The organism is Sphingobacteriaceae bacterium, assembly GCA_002319075.1.
In the GTDB taxonomy this organism is placed as follows: Bacteria; Bacteroidota; Bacteroidia; order B-17B0; family Aurantibacillaceae; genus Aurantibacillus.
In genome coordinates this window covers 3,362,061-3,379,156 of sequence record NVQB01000001.1, presented here as the reverse complement: position 1 = coordinate 3,379,156, position 17,096 = coordinate 3,362,061, and the positions used below count along the sequence as shown (strand labels likewise).

Here is a 17,096-nt window from a genome sequence, read left to right as displayed (position 1 = left end):
ATTTTAAACACATTCTTGTTTAAATAAAAAACAAATCTTACATTGATCGCTCTACAACACAGTAACAACACACTAAGCCATGCAAATCATAGAAATTAAGACCCTCAAGGGACCAAATTACTGGTCGAATTACCGTAAAAAGCTCATCGTGATGAAATTGGATTTGCAGGAGCTGGAGGAGTTGCCTACCAACAAAATCAAAGGTTTTCCCGAGCGTTTAAAAGCAGCATTACCGAGTTTGCATAGTCACCGCTGCTCTAAAGATCATTCTGGAGGGTTTTTTGAGCGCGTGGCAGAAGGCACCTGGATGGGCCATGTGATTGAACATATAGCCCTTGAAATTCAATCGATGGCCGGCATGGAAGTAGGCTTCGGACGTACCCGCGGAACCGGAAAACCCGGCGTTTACAATGTTGTATTCTCTTATATGGAGCCTACTGTGGGCGTTTATGCTGCAAAGGCTGCAGTAGCCATTGCGCAATCTATTATTTCTGATACAGAATACGATATTGCCAGCGATATAAAAACCATGCGCCGCATGCGTGAACGCGAACGTTTTGGTCCTAGTACAGGATCTATCGTGGATGAAGCCGTGGCCCGCGATATTCCTTTTATTCGCTTAAACAATCAGTCTTTGGTGCAATTAGGATACGGGAAAAACCAGGTGCGCTTCAGGGCTACCATGACAGATCGCACCAGTTCTATAGCCGTAGACCTCGCCAGTAACAAAGATGAAACTAAACGCATGTTACAGGAAGCTGCTATTCCCGTAGCTAAAGGCATGTGTATCAGTGAAGAGGAACAAGTGAAAGAGGTCATCAGCTCTGTTGGTTTTCCTTTGGTGTTTAAACCTTTGGATGGCAATCATGGCAAAGGTGCATCTATTAATGTAAAAACAGAAGAAGCCGCCATCGAAGCTTTTCATCATGCAAAAAAATATTCGCGCAAAATCATCGTAGAAAAATTTATCACCGGCTACGATTTCCGCGTTTTGGTTATCAACCACCGCTTTATTGCAGCTGCATTGCGTGAGCCGGCACATGTAATTGGTGATGGAAAATCTACTATCCAGGTTTTGATTGATACAGAAAATAAAGACCCTCGTCGCGGTTACGGTCATGAAAATGTTTTAACAGAGATTAGTATTGACAAAGAGACCACCGATCAGTTAGCAAAATCCAATTATACTTTAGAAACCGTTCTAAAAAAGGATGAGAAATGTTATTTAAAAGGAACCGCGAACCTCAGCACTGGCGGAACCTCTACCGATGTAACGGACATTATGCATCCAACAAATATTTTTTATTGTGAACGCATTTCACGTGTTATCGGTTTAGATATTTGTGGCATCGACATTATGGCCACCAATTTAAGTGAACCTTTAGAAACCACAGGTGGCGTAGTTTTAGAAGTAAATGCTGCACCAGGATTTAGAATGCATTTAGCTCCTGCAAACGGTTTACCAAGAAACGTGGCAGCGCCTGTAATTGACATGCTTTATCCTCCGGGAAAAAATTGCCGCATTCCTATCATCGCTATTACAGGCACTAATGGAAAAACAACAACGACCCGTTTAATTTCACACATCGTAAAAAATAACGGTTACCGTGTTGGTTACACCACTTCTGATGGCATCTACGTGCATAATTCAATGCTCACCAAGGGAGATACAACGGGACCAATAAGTGCGGAATTTATTTTAAAAGATCCTACAGTAGAATTTGCTGTTCTTGAAACAGCGCGTGGCGGAATTCTCAGATCTGGTTTGGGTTTCGGCAGATGTGATGTGGCTGTTGTAACTAACATTCAGGAAGATCACATGGGACTTTCGGATATCAATACTCTTCGCGACATGGCCAATGTAAAAGGCGTTGTAGTAAAAAGCGTTAAGCGTGATGGTTACGCTGTGCTAAATGCCGACAATGCGCACTGCGTAATTCTGGGAAAAAATGCAGATTGTAAAGTAGCTTACTTTAGCATGGATGAAAATAATCCTGTAATAGTTGAGCACTGCAAAAAAGGTGGTATCGCCGCAATTTATGAAAATGGATTCGTTACCATTAAAAAAGGCGAATGGAAATTCAGAATTGAAAAAGTAGCAAACATCCCTTTGACTTTTGGTGGAAAGGTTTCCTTTATGGTTGCCAATGTTTTGGCGGCAACACTGGCCACTTACGTTTACGGGTTCCAGATAGAAGATATAAAAATAAATCTGGAGACTTTTATTCCTTCGGCAGCGCAAACTCCGGGACGCATGAATATTTTTGATTTTAAAGATTATAAAGTACTAATTGATTTCGCTCACAACCCGGATGGCTTTAACGGCATCAAAGAATTTTTATCTTCGGTAGATTCACCGATGAAAATTGGCATCATCACAGGTACTGGCGACAGACGCGACGATGATATCCGTAAAATGGGAAAAATTTCTGCGGAGATGTTTGACCATATTATCATTCGCCAGGACAAATTTTTACGTGGACGACAAGCCCAGGAAATTGTGGATCTCTTGGTGGAAGGCATCAAACAATCTGATCCGAATAAATCTTATGAGTACATTCCAAAAGAAGTGGAAGCTTTGAAACACGCGTTTTCGTTGGCAAGACCGGGTTCATTCATTTGTGCACTGAGCGACGTGATCGACAATGCTATTGAAGTGGTGAATACCTACCTGGAAAAAGAAAGAGAAGCCGTGAGCTAAACTTTTTAATCCGGTTTAAAGCATCTAACGTATATAAATCGTGAAACTAAAATTTTTGATAGTATTTTTCTGCGCATTGCTAACAACAGTAGGTAGTGCGCAGAATGCATCAAAAGAAATCCTTCGTTTACCACCACTTCACTCCACTCTTCTGGTTTTCCCAAAACTCCTTAGCTTAAAAAATCCACAGACTTTAAAAAAAGATCTGAGCATGAAGTATGAGCCAGCAAAACTTCCTTTCTTTTGTGCGATGGAAGAAAAATCACGCGCAAAATTCAAAATCTTTTTTAAGTTTCGCGCGGGAAACGATGAGTCTTATGAAAAGATGATTGGAAATAAGAAATAGCTCGCAATAATTTCCCTGAAACATACTCTGTAAAGATCATTACGTTCTTCGCTGCCGGCCAAACTCTTTGATTTTACAGGAAGATTAGTCTTATCAAAAAAATTGGAGCCAGGAAAAAACAGCTTGGAAGTAAGCGTACATAAAAACGGCATTTATTTTTTAAGGCTTTATACTACCGAACATTCGCCGACTTTGAAACTTGTGAAGGAATAATTTCAGATGCGTGTTTTGCGCGAAATACATCAAGCTAAGAAGTTACACTTTCTACTTCACATTGAAAATCAGTACATTAGCCAGCTATTTCAAAAAATTAGTTTTTTGTTAATAACTTGTGTATCTTTGCGCATCTTCTTGAGAAGACTGTATACTTCTTGTTTGTGTCACCCTGATTGCAATTCGATTAATTTTACATTTTTCCCTGATTAAAATGATGTGATGAAAGATCACGTGTAAAAGAACAATTAACGAATTAAACAATTTAATGACATTTTCAAACTTAAGACTTATTAAGCCACTAGTCATGGCACTTGACAAAAAAGGATACACACAACCAACTCCCATTCAAGAACAAGCAATTCCTCACATTTTAGACGGGAAAGACATTTTCGGATGCGCGCAAACCGGTACTGGTAAAACAGCAGCTTTTGCACTTCCTATCTTACAATTATTAGACGCTAAAAAAAGCAATCAAAGACAAGGGCCTGGAGTTGTTAAAACACTTATCCTTGCTCCTACCCGCGAATTAGTTTCACAGATCAGCGAAAACTTTACAGCTTACGGCAAAAATTTAGGCATCTCCCACTGTATTATTTTTGGTGGTGTATCTCAGGTAAACCAGGTAAATAATTTACGCAGAGGTGTAGACGTTATTATTGCTACTCCCGGCCGTTTATTAGATTTAATGAATCAGGGTTACGTAAAATTAAACAACATCGAACACTTTGTATTAGACGAAGCAGATCGTATGTTGGACATGGGTTTTATTAACGATATCAAAAAAATCATTACTAAAATTCCTGCTAAGCGTCAGACTTTATTTTTCTCTGCTACTGCTGCTCCTGCCATTATGAAACTGGCAAATACTATTTTAGTGAATCCTGTGAGTATTGCTGTAAATCCGGTTTCTTCAACAACAACATTGGTTGAGCAATCGGTTTATTATGTAAAAAAAGAAAACAAACGAGGCTTATTAAAACACGTTTTAGCGAACAATAAAATTGAACACGCTTTAATCTTTACCCGTACTAAGCACGGAGCTGATAAAGTGGTAAAAGATCTGGAAAAAGATGGCATTGCTGCAGCAGCCATTCACGGAAATAAATCTCAAGGTGCAAGAGAAAGAGCATTAAAAGGTTTTAAGAACAGAACTATTCGTATATTAGTAGCCACGGATATTGCATCCAGAGGAATTGACGTAGACAAATTATCTCACGTAATTAACTACGAAATTCCAGAGCAGGCTGAAACCTATGTTCACCGTATCGGTAGAACAGGCAGAGCAGGCGCATCAGGAGTAGCAATGTCGTTTTGTGCAAAAGAAGAGATGACGTATTTAAAAGATATAAATAAATTAATTAAGAAAAATATTGAGGTGGTGTCAACTCATCCATTTAACTAGGCGCGTTGCTTAGAAAATGCTTTAGACACAAACAAGTAATAAACAAAATCAATAACCGTTCTGAAAACCAGGACAAAAAACAAAACAAAATGAAAAACGGAGTAGTAAAATTTTTTAACGAAGCAAAAGGTTTCGGATTTATTAAAGAAGAAGGTGGACAAGATATCTTTGTACACGCAACGGGATTACAAGAAGACATTCGTGAGAATGATAACGTAGTTTTTGAAGTTCAGGAAGGTAAAAAAGGATTAAACGCAGTTAACGTTCGTTTAGCTTAATTATCTCTCTCTAAATATAGAGTTAAAGGCCCCACATGCAAATGCGGGGCTTTTTTTATGGAAAATTTTAATATGATTTTTGAGTAATTTTTTTGCCTTATTGGGGCGCCTCTCCCTGAAGCAGAAAAGCATGATTCTTTACCTGCAAACCTTTTTCTTCTGAGGGTCCCGGCCTTACGCGGCGCGCCCATCCCGATAACTATCGGCACACTGAACTTTTGCCCGGCTTTGGTAATTGGCCCGGCATAACATACAATGCTGCATATTCAGGTATTTCAAATCCTCGCAAAAATCGTATCTTCAAAATTCAAAATGCGGTCCGGAAAAACACACTTGTCTCTATTCATAATTTTAATGCTACTTCTTACGCATAAGATTTCGGCCGCACACGATTCCATTTTCAGCAAACTTTCTTACGGCAAGGGAGTAACCGTTACATATCTTGGATCTGGGGCAATCAAAAGACATTTAGACCGTAACCTGCTTGATTCAGATGTGAAAGCTTATTATAAAACGCCTGCTTTCGTCTTTGGAGTAGATCATTGTTTCTATCCTTACGCAAGCAATGCCTATTGGGGCCTTGGTCCTTTTGTTTCAGGCTGGCTGGCGCAACGCAACTACAAGAGAGATAATGATTTTGTAAAAAGTACATTTTATAACATACTCTTCGCAGTGCGTTTTACCCATCACCACAGTTATTTTGTGCGAAGGAAACTGGACGTCTTTACCAGTTATATTGGTGGGGCGCATCTCAACGCTTTTCAGTCTTACATAATAAATGACGTTCCTTCCACCAAACCTAAATCTTCGTTTACTCCTGCCATTGGAATGTCTCTAACAGTGCGCTACTACTTTTCGAAGAATATTGGTATTTATGGTGAAGGTGGAATCGGTTATAAGATCAATATTTTGAATGTGGGATTATGTTACAAGAGGAGGAAATGAGATTTTTGATCTAAACGGATTGCTGTTTTTTTGTTAAAAGCTCACGAGTATCAGGTTTATTACATAAATTTATCTATAACTCTGGTTATAGAATTTGAAGACACTCTTAAAACCCAAAAACCATGAAAACATCCCTTTTTTTAGTTTCTCTCTTTTTCGTCACTCTAGTTTCTTGCCACAAAGAAAAAACAGAAGCTCATACAGATCCTCGCGATGGCCATGCGGGAACATATAATTGCTTGTTGCGAAGTAAACAACTGTTTTACGACTCGCTTAATCACGCATATATTTACGACACTTCCTATAGTACGGTTGTGGAGGTAAAAAAATCATCAACTTCTGGCAATCTAGTTATTAACGGCCTCGAAGTAACAATGAGTGATGACACACATTTTGATGCTCCCCGCTTTATGGGTTACTTTTTCGGTGAAGACAGCTTGTACATTGATAATTCACATCCTACCCATGTTATGTATACTAATATCTATAAGGGGAAGAAAGTCAAACAGTAACTTTAGATCTACGGGATTTATCTTCTAATGTTAACTTGTAGATCCTGTTAAAGCCTTCCTGACTTAATTTAAAATGTGAAGCTAAAATTCTTATCGAGTCTTTTGACAGACCTTTTTTATAGTGCAACATATCCGAGACTAAACCTTCACTTACGTTTAAAAGCTTAGCTAATTGCGTGGCTTTCATTTTATGATCTTTCATCAGGGACTTTAAAAGTTGGATAGGATCCAAATCATTAAATATAGTGTGCTCCTCATCCCATTTTTTGATCAATACATTTAGTAAAGCAATTTCATCTTTTATGTATTTAGTTTTTAGAGAAGAAAAAACCAGGTGCTCCAAAATCTTACAATAGTTTTTGTATTGATTTTCCGAGCTAATTACTTTGTATTTTAATGTTTCCATATTATAATATTTAGTATAAACTAACTGTATACTGCCGGTTCTCTGAACACAACTCATCATAGTGCGCGTGAGTTCCAATCCAGCAGATGAATAAATGAACTTCATTATCGCCGAAAGCATACTTACAAATCAAACGATAATTATTTCCTCCAATATCAAACACAACACGGTGACAATTCTTTCCTAAGAAATCTACCGAGTTAAAAGTAGTTTTCATATCACCCGGAACCTCCCAATCTGCAGCTTTTATTTTAAAGAGCCAATCTTCGAATGCTTTTTTACTTCCGCTGTTTCTTAATACGAAATCTTTAACGGTTTGTCTTTTAATCAAATTTATTCTCATACAAATGTACTCATTTTTTTTTAAAATCTTCACAAAAAGTGAAGATTTAACTTTCCGTGTCACGGTTATTTGTTAACATGTTTACCTTTCTTTCTTTGCAATAATAATGTAAGAAGCAAAATGATCGCTGTATCCACCCGTATAAGAGCCTCCGCTATATGTTCTAAATGGATATCCTTTAAAATTTCCATGATCTGCTTTTAAATAGTCTTTATTATAGATGCGAACTTTGTAATATTGCCAGCTTTCATAATCATCAGGAAGCCAATTTTTATTCAGTATAATTTGATCAAATAAATTCCAACTGTCTTGCCAGGCCAATGTGCCTATGCCTTTTAGGAAAGGTTTTTCCATGGGATTAAAAAACTGGTCTTCTTTTGCCTCCGAAATATCTGCATAGGTTCCGATGCATTTCTTTACACATTCATTCATGGGATCATCATTGAGATCGCCCATAATTACAATTTTTGAAAGCGGATCTGCTTTCGTGATACTGTCTGCAATCTTCCGCGCCACTTTGGCTGCAGCATTTCTATTCGGCCTGCTTGCCATTTCTCCACCCCTGCGCGATGGCCAGTGATTCACAAGAACCGTAAGTGCTTCACCACAAAAAAAACCACTTACAACTAAGATGTCGCGTGTTTTATGAGCTGAGTCTGTTACAAGTTTTACACGATACGAAACCGCCTTTTTCACTTTAAAATACTTAGGATTATAAATAAAAGCAGGATCAACCCCACGAATGTCGGGACCTTCGATATGTACAAATTGATAATTTCGTTTTTTTAAATGACTGGAGCTGATAAGATCCTGCACAACATTTTTGTTCTCTACTTCGCATAAACCTAAAAGCGCAAGTCCATCGGGAGTAATATCTGTTGCCATTTCGCCGATAACTGTAGCGAGATGGTCAATTTTTATCCAATAGCGCTCTCCCGTCCAACGATTTACACCTTCAGGAGTAAAGTCTTCGTCGTTTTTCCATTTGTCGTTCAAGGTGTCATACAGATTTTCAACATTCCAAAATCCTATGGCAGAGATCCAGTAATCCTTGGTAGAGTCGAGCTTCTGGGGGAATACAAAAAACACCGGACAAATAAAAAGCACAAAAACAATTTTTCTCATACAAGGTAATTCCATTCATTAAACCTAGTAAAAGCTTAGTCATCCTCGTCTATGCACCTGCTCACTTAGTCTAAAAAACATTTGACACCTTAGGTCTTTGCTTATTTTTGGGCGGCTCCCCCTTTATGAAAAAAGAACTACTTTGCTGCGCACTTCTGGTTAGTAAGCTCTGCGTTTTTTCGCAACTGGATACCTTGATTGTAACATCCAGACATGACACTCTGGCGGCCTGCAGCATACCGGTTTTTAGCACTGGAGGAAGCGATGCCGAATCTGATTTGGATGATCAGGATGTTTCGTCTCTTCTGCAATCGAGTAAAGATCTTTTTACACAGTTTGCAAGTTTTCAATTTGGTGTGGCGCGCTACTGTATGCGTGGGTACTCGGGAGAGAACCAAACCGTGATGTTAAATGGTGTAAATGTGACTGATGCGGAAACAGGGTTTGCATCCTGGAGCAGTTGGGGTGGTTTAAACGATGTGACACGTTTTACCGAGACACGTTTTGGTACGGTTGCTAACCGCTATGGTTTCTCGGGACCCGGAGGTTACACCAATATTGATTCAAGGGCTTCGTCTTTTAAAAAAGGCACGCGCGTTTCCTACGCAAATGCCAGCCGAATTTTCAGGCACAGGATGATGCTCACCCATTCTACCGGACTGATGAAAAACAACTGGGCGCTAACCGTTTCTGCTTCTACCCGTTTTGGAAAGGAAGTTTTAATTCCCGGAACCTATTTTGATGCCAGATCCTTTTATACTTCGCTTGATAAGAAAATAAACGACAAACATTTAATTTCCTTTACAGGTTTTATTGCTCCCATAGAAAAAGGATTATCGACCGCTGCTACCCTAGAAGCTTATACCCTCAGCGGAACAAACTTTTATAATAGTTTGTGGGGGTATCAAAATGGAAAAGTGCGCAATGCATGCATCAGCAAAAATTTACGTCCCATGTTTTTATTGTCACACATTTACACGCCGAATACCAGGAGCAGGGTGACGGCAACTATATATTTAACTTTTGGAAAATCAAGTTTAAGCGGATTAAATTTTAATTCCGCCGCGAATCCTAAACCCGATTACTATAAATATTTGCCGGGTTACTTTTATGCCACGGGAAATATTACAGGCGGTGATGCTGCAACATACAGCTGGGAAAACGACGTGAATACAAAACAAATAAACTGGGATAAACTGATTGCTTTAAACCAGGCAAACCTCTATTCGGCTCCAGAAGACAGCAGCAACGCTCCCAATAGTACAGACACGCGCGCGAGATACATTCTGGAAAATAGAATTGAAAACCTCCGGAATTCAGGCTTTACTTTTGTTTACAATGAAAGAAAAGAGAATTTATTTTTAAGTATGGGCATAAATGGTTTCATGTATAAAAACAGGAAGTACAAAGAAGCCGAAGATTTGTTAGGGTCTACTTTCTGGATTGATGTAGATCAGTTTGCGGCAAACCTTGGCGTTGATCCTATGATTCAGCAAAATGATATTAGTAAGCCGAACAGAAAAATTTTTACGGGCGATCGTTTTGGATACGACTATGTTGTAAACATAAATAAAATAGAAGCCTGGGCTATGCTCGAATACTCTTTTAACAACATCGATTTTTATGGTGCCGCCAGCATTTCTGACAGCAAGGCCTGGCGAACGGGAGAGCTGGCAAACGGAAAATTTCCTACAACAAGTAAAGGAGAAAGTGAAAAATTAAATTTTCTGAATTATGGATTTAAAGCCGGAACAACTTATAAGTTAAGTGGACGAAATTTTATAACGGGAAATATTAATATTCTTTCAAGGGCACCTGAAGCAACAAATATTTTTATATCGCCACGCGTGAGAAACGATGTAGTTGATGATATTAAAAACGAAGAAGTTATTTCATCCGACATTAATTACCTGGCGAAATATCCGAATGCAAAAATCAGGTTGACTTTTTATTCTACACAAATAAACAATCAAACCTGGCTACGTACTTACTACGATGATTCTTACAACACTTTAGTAAACCTGATAATGACCAATGTGAGCCAAAAACACAGAGGATTCGAATTAAGCATTGAAAAAACTATTCGTTCTTCACATTGTATGCAATTCGTTTCTGGCTTTGCTCAATCGTACTATACCAACCAACCGAAGCTACAGGCCTGGCAGGATAATAACTCTACTTCACTGTATTTTAACCGCCGGGTTTATTTAAAAAATTTCAGGCTCGGAAATTCTCCTCAATTTGTAAGTGCTATTGGATACCGCTATACCGGTAAAAAATTCTGGTCAGCGGGTTTATGTCTGAATTATTTTGATGAGATTTACATTGAACCCAATCCTGATAGAAGAACCTTAGAAGCAGCAGGAAAATTTCAAACCAATGAAAGAGAACTCGCTCAGCAACTAATCAGCCAGGAAAAACTTCCATCGTACTTTACTTTAAATTTTAGTGCAGCAAAATCTTTTCGTCTTAACAAGAAAAAAAATCTGGGCTTTAATATCAGCGTCAACAATTTATTAAATACAAAAACCGTCATCACCGGCGGCTATGAGCAATTACGCTGGGATCAGCAGAACATTTCTAAATTCCCCAACAAATATGTTTATATGACTGGAAGGACCTATATGCTTATTATAAACTTTAACTTTTAAATTTTATGGAAACACGCCTTACTGATTTTTTGAAATTAGCTTTACTCGTTTGGATTGTGTATTCCTGTAAAAAAGAATATGATTACCCTCCGCTGAAACAAGTAAGTGAAAGCGCACAACTCAGCATTCAAAAACTAAAAAGCAGATTGACCGGACCTATTTCATCTTATAAATTCGGGAGCGGAGACACTAATCTTTATTGCACTGTTATTGCCGATGAATTAAGCGGAAACCTCTATCAGCAGGTATTTGTAAGAGACGATGCAGGTTCTGCAATCCAGTTAAATTTAAAAGAGTCGGGTGGACTTTACATTGGAGACAAGATCAGAATCAATCTCAACTATTTATATCTTATTTCGGCAAACTCCATGATTTATTTAGATTCTGTTGATGTAGCAAAAAACATCGTGAAACTATCTTCAGGTAATGATGTTCTCCCCAAACATGTTACCCTGGATGAAGTTTTCTCTTACAGTGCTAATCCAACAAATTCGGCAGCGCTACAATCGCAATTGATTGAGTTAACGGGACTGGAATTTAAAACAAATACACTTGTTCCCACATTTGCCGATGCCATTGGAAAAACCAGTATTACTCAAACACTTAGTGCCTGCGAAGCCGGAAAAATAGTCACGCTGAGAACCAGCGGACGGTCCAACTTCGCAGGTAAACCTTTGCCTAAGGGAAATGGAACCATAATAGCTATCGTTAGTCAATATAACTCTACGATGCAATTGTTACTTCGCGATTACAACGAGGTAAACATGAACGGTGCTCCTTGTGCGACGCCCAGCACGACTTTAAACGCCGGAACCTTTATGGCAAAAGATTTTAATGATCTTTCAGTAACGAGTGGAGGTTGGATAACTTACTCCGTAACTAACAGCTCCGTAAATTGGTTTACAGCAACATCATCGCTAACTCCCAGTCCCTACGCACGAATCAGCGGTTATGTCAGTGGTAACACGAATTCAGAAAACTGGTTAATTTCACCTGCTATAAATCTTGCTTCTGCAAAAGATCCCATAGTAAGTTTTAAAACAGCAGCAAAATTTTCAGGAACTGTTTTGGATATCCTGGTAAGCACCGACTACTCCTCAGGTAATCCCGCATCTGCAACGTGGAGTGCGATCACAGGCAGTTGCGCTATTTCTCCAACCGCGGGAGACTACCTTTGGATGGCTTCGGGATATGTGCCATTAAACACCTTTAAATCTTCGGGCACCCGCATTGCTTTCAGATACAAAAGTACTACAGCCGGGGCTACAAGTTATCAGTTGGATGATATTGTTGTGAAGGAAAAATAGTGTTATAAAAAAAGCGGACAAATTGCCCGCTTAGATTTTGAAAGTTATTTTTTCTAACCCAACAGTACTTTTTTTGCACTCGCAAGAATCTCTTCTACTATCTCTCTATTCGATGCTTCTGCGTAAACACGCAATACGGGCTCAGTGCCACTTGCACGAATCATCATCCAGGTGTCTTCATCGAAAAAGAATTTGTATCCATCCAGATCATCAACACGACTCACTTTATAAGTACCAAACTCTTTGTAGGTACCATTTTTACAATTTTGTAAAACTTTGTTTTTTATTTCCTCTGTGATGTGGAGATCATGTCTATCAAAGCAAAAAGTACCGGTAATGGCATAAACTTCCTGAATAAGGTCATTCAGACTCTTGCCGGTTTTCGCCATAAATTCCCAGATAGTTAATCCCATCCAGATACCATCGCGTTCAGGAATATGTCCTTTAATGGCGATTCCGCCACTCTCTTCGCCACCTACCAACACATCCTCGTTCACCATAATACTGCAAATGTGTTTGAAGCCGATCTTTACAACCTCCATTGGAAGCTCGTAATAATCACACATATTTTTGATCTTTACAGTAGTGCTAAAAGCTACGGCAACTTTCCCGCTCATATTTTTATATTTCACCAGGTAGTGGATCAATAATAAAATGATGTGGTGCGAATCAACGAAATTACCTTTATCATCGTAAAGACCAATGCGATCGGCATCTCCGTCTGTTGCCAAACCGCATGAGATATTGCCTTTCTTCTTTATGAAATCGCTAAACTCAATTAAATTTTTATGAATAGGCTCGGGAGCTTGTCCATGAAATCCAGGATTGTTATCGCAATGTAATTTATATATTTCAGGAAACAAACGTTCGATAACACGTTGTCCTGCACCATACATGGCATCGTAAGCAAGAACTAAATTTGAATTTTTAATTGCTTTAATATCAAAACTATCTTCTACATGCTTTATGTACATGTCTTCAAGATGCGCAATTTCAACCTTTCCCGACTTCTGGGCCTCTTTAAGATCTACCGACTGCCAGTTATAGCTGGCTTTTTCAGGAATCGCATCTTCAATTTCCTGAACCTCGTCAGGACCTAATGGTCCGCCATAGGCTCCCTTAATTTTGTAGCCATTGTAAGAGGGTGGATTATGGCTTGCAGTGATAATAATTCCAAGAGTAGTTTTATATCTCACTGCTCCCAGAGAGATCATAGGAGTGCTTATAAAATCTTTTGCTAAAAAAACTTTTATTCCTGCGGCAACAAAAACTTTCGCGCTTGTTTCAGCGAAAAGCTCACCCGCAAAACGACAATCGTGACCCAGCACAACCGTTGGATTTTTTTCTTTAGCTAACATCCACTTTGCCGTTGCTTCTGTAACACGCGCTACATTATCTACTGTAAAGTCCTGAGCAATAATAGCTCTCCAACCGTCTGTTCCGAATTTAATTTTTGTCATGTAATGAATAGAAAATCAAAATTAATGAAATTTTTGTCTTAATCTTTTTTAAATTAAAACACCGGTTACTTATGAGAAACCGGTGTTTTTAATAGTTTGTTACTTATGCTATTCCAACACCGTGGCAGTTCTTATATTTTTTGCCGCTGCCGCATGGACAAGGGTCATTTCTTCCAATCTTCGTATCTACACGAATAGGTTGCGGTTTTGGTTTTTGTTGCGCATTTTGTTCTTCAATGGCGTTTTCATTGCGGGTTTCCACGAGCTTTTCTTTTTTCTGAACCGGGGCATCCTGGCTGAAACGCGGTTGCTGTTGTGGTTCATTCTGAGCCGGCAAACCGCCCTTCATTAAAAATGAAATAACTTCTTTATTCGCTTTAGTGATCATCTCTTTAAATAAGTTAAAGGATTCTAATTTATAAATCACTAAAGGATCTTTTTGTTCTAAAGAAGCATTTTGTACGGCTTGTTTTAAATCATCCAACTCACGCAAATGTTCTTTCCATGAATCGTCAATCATGCTTAATACAACCGCTTTTTCGAATCCTAAGAATAACTCGCGACCTTTTGTTTCGTAGGCTTTCTTAAGATTACCGATTACACGAACTCCCCTGATCCCGTCTGTAAAATGAGTTTCGATGTTTTCAAAATGATTGTTCGGATTTCTATAAACATCGCTTACTACCGGAAATGTTTGTTGGGCAATAAGCTGCGCTTTTTCAATGTAATGGGCTTGTGCCGCGTCAAATAATTGCTGAGTGAGATTGTCTTCCTTACCATTGCTGAATTGCGCTTCCGTAAACGGACTTTCAATTCCGAAATTTTTAATACACTCTAAAGTAAATGCATCGTAATCTTTTGCCGGATGATATTCTTCCACGATCGCTGAAGCTACTTCATAAATCATGTTGGCAATATCAATGCTTAATTTATCTCCGTATAAAGCGTTCCTTCTGCGTTTGTAAATCACTTCACGTTGCGCATTCATAACGTCATCATATTCGATCAAACGTTTACGGGTTCCAAAGTTATTTTCCTCTACTTTTTTCTGCGCACGCTCAATACTTTTGGTAATCATGCTATGCTGAATTACTTCCCCTTCTTTTAAACCCATGCGATCCATAAGCGAAGCAATACGCTCACTACCAAATAAACGCATGAGATTATCTTCGAGACTCGCAAAAAACTGTGAGCTTCCCGGATCACCCTGACGTCCCGCACGACCACGCAATTGCCTGTCAACACGACGCGACTCGTGACGCTCGGTACCAATGATTGCTAAACCACCGGCTTCTTTTACGCCTGCACCAAGTTTAATATCGGTACCACGGCCGGCCATATTCGTTGCGATAGTAACGGTTCCCGCCTTACCGGCTTCTGCAACGATCTCCGCTTCTTTAGCGTGTAATTTCGCATTTAATACGTTGTGTTTAATGCCGCGTAATTTCAACATACGGCTTAACAATTCTGAAATCTCAACCGTTGTAGTACCAATTAACACTGGTCTTCCAAGAGCAACTAATTTCACAACCTCTTCAATTACCGCGTTGTATTTTTCACGCTTTGTTTTATAAACAAGATCTTGCTCATCTTTACGCGTCATTGGTCTGTTAGTTGGAATTTCAACAACGTCCAATTTATAAATACTCCAAAACTCCTGTGCTTCTGTAGTTGCTGTACCAGTCATACCGGCAAGCTTGTTATACATACGGAAGTAATTTTGCAAGGTAACCGTTGCGTAAGTTTGTGTTGCCGCTTCGATCTTTACATTTTCTTTTGCTTCAATAGCCTGGTGCAAGCCGTCACTGTAGCGACGGCCTTCCATGATACGACCTGTTTGTTCGTCAACAATTTTTACTTGTCCGCCATCGATTACGTATTCAGTATCTTTTTCAAAAACTGTATAGGCTTTTAATAATTGGTTAACTGTGTGAATACGCTCGCTTTTAATACTGAATTCGCGCATCACTACTTCCTTAGCCGCTGTTTTTTCTTTAGGATCTACAAGTGTTTTTTCAATGTCTGCAATCTCGTCTCCCACATTTGGGATCACGAAAAATTTAGGATCATCACTGTTACCGGTTAAAAAATCAATTCCTTTTTCCGTTAATTCAACGTGATTGTTTTTTTCATCAATGGTAAAATAAAGTTCTGCATCTATAATATGCATTTCTTTATTTTGATCCTGCATATAATGGTTTTCGGTTTTTTGCATCAAGGCTCTCATACCTTGTTCACTTAAGAACTTAATGAGTGCGCCATTTTTTGGAAGTCCGCGGTAAGCTCTGAATAAGGGAATTCCTGCATCCTTTTCTTTTCCTTCTGCCACTAATTTTTTGGCTTCCGTAATACAAGTTTGCAAATATTGTTTTTGAACGTTCACCAGTTTTTCTATACGGGGCTTGTAATCCATAAACTCATGTTTATCTCCCTGGGGAGTTGGACCACTAATAATCAAAGGAGTACGGGCATCATCGATCAGAACACTATCCACCTCATCCACAATTGCAAAATTGTGTTTACGCTGAACTAGTTCATCAACGCTACGTGCCATGTTATCACGCAGGTAATCGAAACCAAATTCGTTATTTGTTCCATAGGTAATGTCGCAGTTGTAGGCGATGCGACGTTCGTCGGTATTTGGCTCGTGTTTATCAATACAATCCACGCTTAATCCATGAAACTGGAAAAGTGGTGCATTCCATTCACTGTCACGTTTTGCAAGGTAATTGTTAACTGTAACAACATGCACACCGCGTCCGCCTAAAGCATTTAGAAAAATCGGTAAAGTAGATACCAGTGTTTTACCCTCACCTGTGGTCATCTCAGAAATTTTTCCTTCGTGCAATACCATCCCGCCAATGAGCTGCACGTCGTAATGCACCATGTCCCACGTGATTTCAGAGCCGGCAGCTAACCAGGTGTTCTTATAAACTGCTTTATCACCTTCAATAACTACGTTGGCGTGGGTTTTCGCAAGTTCCCGGTCGAATTCGTTAACAGAAACCGTTAGAGCTTTGTTATCTTTAAAGCGTCTCGCCGTTTCCTTTAAGATTGCGAATGCTTCAGGTAAATTTTGGGTTAAGGCTTTTTCAAGTTCAACCGTGATTTCTTTTTCAATATCATCAATTTCTTTGTAAAAATCTTCTTTTGCGTTTACATCCATCTCGGGATCGTTGGCAATACTGGCCTTAATGCTTTCGATTTTATCGTTTTGAGCCTTAACAGATTCTTTTATTGAGGCTTTCAACGCGGCAGACTTGGCTCGCAGATCGTTATCTGATACGGAACTTAAGGAATTAAAAATGGCATTTATTTCTTCAACTTTAGACTCAAGGTTTTTAATATCTTTTTCACTTTTAGTCCCAAACAGCTTTTTAAGAAAATCAAACATATAAATAAAA

The 17,096-nt window shown here is 39.0% G+C and carries 14 protein-coding genes; 9 read left to right on the top strand and 5 right to left on the bottom strand.

The features are described 5' to 3' along the window. Nucleotides 1–79: 79 nt before the first annotated feature. The 7 genes from cphA (at nt 80) to CNR22_14555 (ending at nt 6,400) form a co-directional block, all read left to right on the top strand. Nucleotides 80–2,701 (top strand): cyanophycin synthetase, encoded by a 2,622-nt coding sequence (cphA, locus tag CNR22_14585; GenBank protein ID PBQ32948.1) that lies wholly within the window; start codon nt 80–82, stop codon nt 2,699–2,701. A 40-nt stretch (nt 2,702–2,741) separates the two neighbouring features. Further along, complete coding sequence (locus CNR22_14580) at nt 2,742–3,047, top strand: hypothetical protein (protein PBQ32947.1); 306 nt, start codon at nt 2,742–2,744, stop codon at nt 3,045–3,047. 51 nt (nt 3,048–3,098) lie between these two features. Continuing rightward, entirely contained in the window at nt 3,099–3,260 is a 162-nt protein-coding gene (locus CNR22_14575; protein PBQ32946.1) for a hypothetical protein, read from the top strand. 268 nt (nt 3,261–3,528) lie between these two features. Then, on the top strand, nt 3,529–4,665 hold the full coding sequence (locus CNR22_14570; GenBank protein PBQ32945.1) for a DEAD/DEAH box helicase: 1,137 nt from the start codon (nt 3,529–3,531) through the stop codon (nt 4,663–4,665). An 89-nt stretch (nt 4,666–4,754) separates the two neighbouring features. Further along, nucleotides 4,755–4,943: a cold-shock protein gene (locus CNR22_14565; GenBank protein PBQ34915.1), complete on the top strand. Its 189-nt coding sequence runs from the start codon at nt 4,755–4,757 to the stop codon at nt 4,941–4,943. Nucleotides 4,944–5,198: 255 nt separating this feature from the next. Then, nucleotides 5,199–5,888 carry a hypothetical protein gene (locus tag CNR22_14560; protein PBQ32944.1) on the top strand — a complete coding sequence of 230 codons (690 nt, stop codon included), beginning with the start codon at nt 5,199–5,201 and terminating at the stop codon, nt 5,886–5,888. A 122-nt stretch (nt 5,889–6,010) separates the two neighbouring features. Beyond that, nucleotides 6,011–6,400 (top strand): hypothetical protein, encoded by a 390-nt coding sequence (locus tag CNR22_14555; GenBank protein ID PBQ32943.1) that lies wholly within the window; start codon nt 6,011–6,013, stop codon nt 6,398–6,400. On the opposite strand, the gene CNR22_14550 is transcribed toward CNR22_14555, so the two are convergent. The 3 genes from CNR22_14550 to CNR22_14540 all read right to left on the bottom strand — a co-directional run bounded on the left by CNR22_14550 (nt 6,390) and on the right by CNR22_14540 (nt 8,274). Beyond that, the gene (locus CNR22_14550) at nt 6,390–6,806 is read right to left on the bottom strand and encodes a transcriptional regulator (GenBank protein PBQ32942.1); all 417 of its coding nucleotides are present in this window, start codon (nt 6,804–6,806) and stop codon (nt 6,390–6,392) included. The genes CNR22_14555 and CNR22_14550 overlap by 11 nt on opposite strands. Nucleotides 6,807–6,816: 10 nt before the next feature. After that, on the bottom strand, nt 6,817–7,149 hold the full coding sequence (locus tag CNR22_14545) for a hypothetical protein (protein ID PBQ32941.1): 333 nt from the start codon (nt 7,147–7,149) through the stop codon (nt 6,817–6,819). A gap of 81 nt (nt 7,150–7,230) precedes the next feature. Then, nucleotides 7,231–8,274: an endonuclease gene (locus tag CNR22_14540; protein ID PBQ32940.1), complete on the bottom strand. Its 1,044-nt coding sequence runs from the start codon at nt 8,272–8,274 to the stop codon at nt 7,231–7,233. 125 nt (nt 8,275–8,399) lie between these two features. Between CNR22_14540 and CNR22_14535 the strand changes: the two genes are divergently transcribed. Together CNR22_14535 and CNR22_14530 are read left to right on the top strand one after the other, a co-directional pair. Further along, on the top strand, nt 8,400–10,925 hold the full coding sequence (locus CNR22_14535; GenBank protein PBQ32939.1) for a hypothetical protein: 2,526 nt from the start codon (nt 8,400–8,402) through the stop codon (nt 10,923–10,925). Nucleotides 10,926–10,930: 5 nt separating this feature from the next. Beyond that, on the top strand, nt 10,931–12,232 hold the full coding sequence (locus CNR22_14530) for a hypothetical protein (GenBank protein PBQ32938.1): 1,302 nt from the start codon (nt 10,931–10,933) through the stop codon (nt 12,230–12,232). Between the two features lie 53 nt (nt 12,233–12,285). Here CNR22_14530 and CNR22_14525 read toward each other — a convergent pair whose 3' ends face one another. Together CNR22_14525 and secA are read right to left on the bottom strand one after the other, a co-directional pair. Next, nucleotides 12,286–13,692, bottom strand: coding sequence for a phosphoglucosamine mutase (locus tag CNR22_14525; protein PBQ32937.1), 1,407 nt, complete (start codon nt 13,690–13,692; stop codon nt 12,286–12,288). Nucleotides 13,693–13,795: 103 nt separating this feature from the next. Next, nucleotides 13,796–17,086, bottom strand: a complete 3,291-nt coding sequence (secA, locus tag CNR22_14520; GenBank protein PBQ32936.1) for a preprotein translocase subunit SecA — start codon at nt 17,084–17,086, stop codon at nt 13,796–13,798. Nucleotides 17,087–17,096: the final 10 nt, after the last annotated feature.

Excerpts from the sequence above, each read along its gene's own strand:
- CNR22_14545 (PBQ32941.1), bottom strand. The coding sequence starts at position 7,149 with ATGAGAATAAATTTGATTAAAAGACAAACCGTTAAAGATTTCGTATTA.
- CNR22_14560 (PBQ32944.1), top strand. The coding sequence starts at position 5,199 with ATGCTGCATATTCAGGTATTTCAAATCCTCGCAAAAATCGTATCTTCA.
- CNR22_14530 (PBQ32938.1), top strand. The coding sequence starts at position 10,931 with ATGGAAACACGCCTTACTGATTTTTTGAAATTAGCTTTACTCGTTTGG.
- CNR22_14535 (PBQ32939.1), top strand. The coding sequence starts at position 8,400 with ATGAAAAAAGAACTACTTTGCTGCGCACTTCTGGTTAGTAAGCTCTGC.
- CNR22_14525 (PBQ32937.1), bottom strand. The coding sequence starts at position 13,692 with ATGACAAAAATTAAATTCGGAACAGACGGTTGGAGAGCTATTATTGCT.
- CNR22_14555 (PBQ32943.1), top strand. The coding sequence starts at position 6,011 with ATGAAAACATCCCTTTTTTTAGTTTCTCTCTTTTTCGTCACTCTAGTT.
- CNR22_14570 (PBQ32945.1), top strand. The coding sequence starts at position 3,529 with ATGACATTTTCAAACTTAAGACTTATTAAGCCACTAGTCATGGCACTT.
- secA (PBQ32936.1), bottom strand. The coding sequence starts at position 17,086 with ATGTTTGATTTTCTTAAAAAGCTGTTTGGGACTAAAAGTGAAAAAGAT.
- CNR22_14540 (PBQ32940.1), bottom strand. The coding sequence starts at position 8,274 with ATGAGAAAAATTGTTTTTGTGCTTTTTATTTGTCCGGTGTTTTTTGTA.
- cphA (PBQ32948.1), top strand. The coding sequence starts at position 80 with ATGCAAATCATAGAAATTAAGACCCTCAAGGGACCAAATTACTGGTCG.
- CNR22_14565 (PBQ34915.1), top strand. The coding sequence starts at position 4,755 with ATGAAAAACGGAGTAGTAAAATTTTTTAACGAAGCAAAAGGTTTCGGA.
- CNR22_14550 (PBQ32942.1), bottom strand. The coding sequence starts at position 6,806 with ATGGAAACATTAAAATACAAAGTAATTAGCTCGGAAAATCAATACAAA.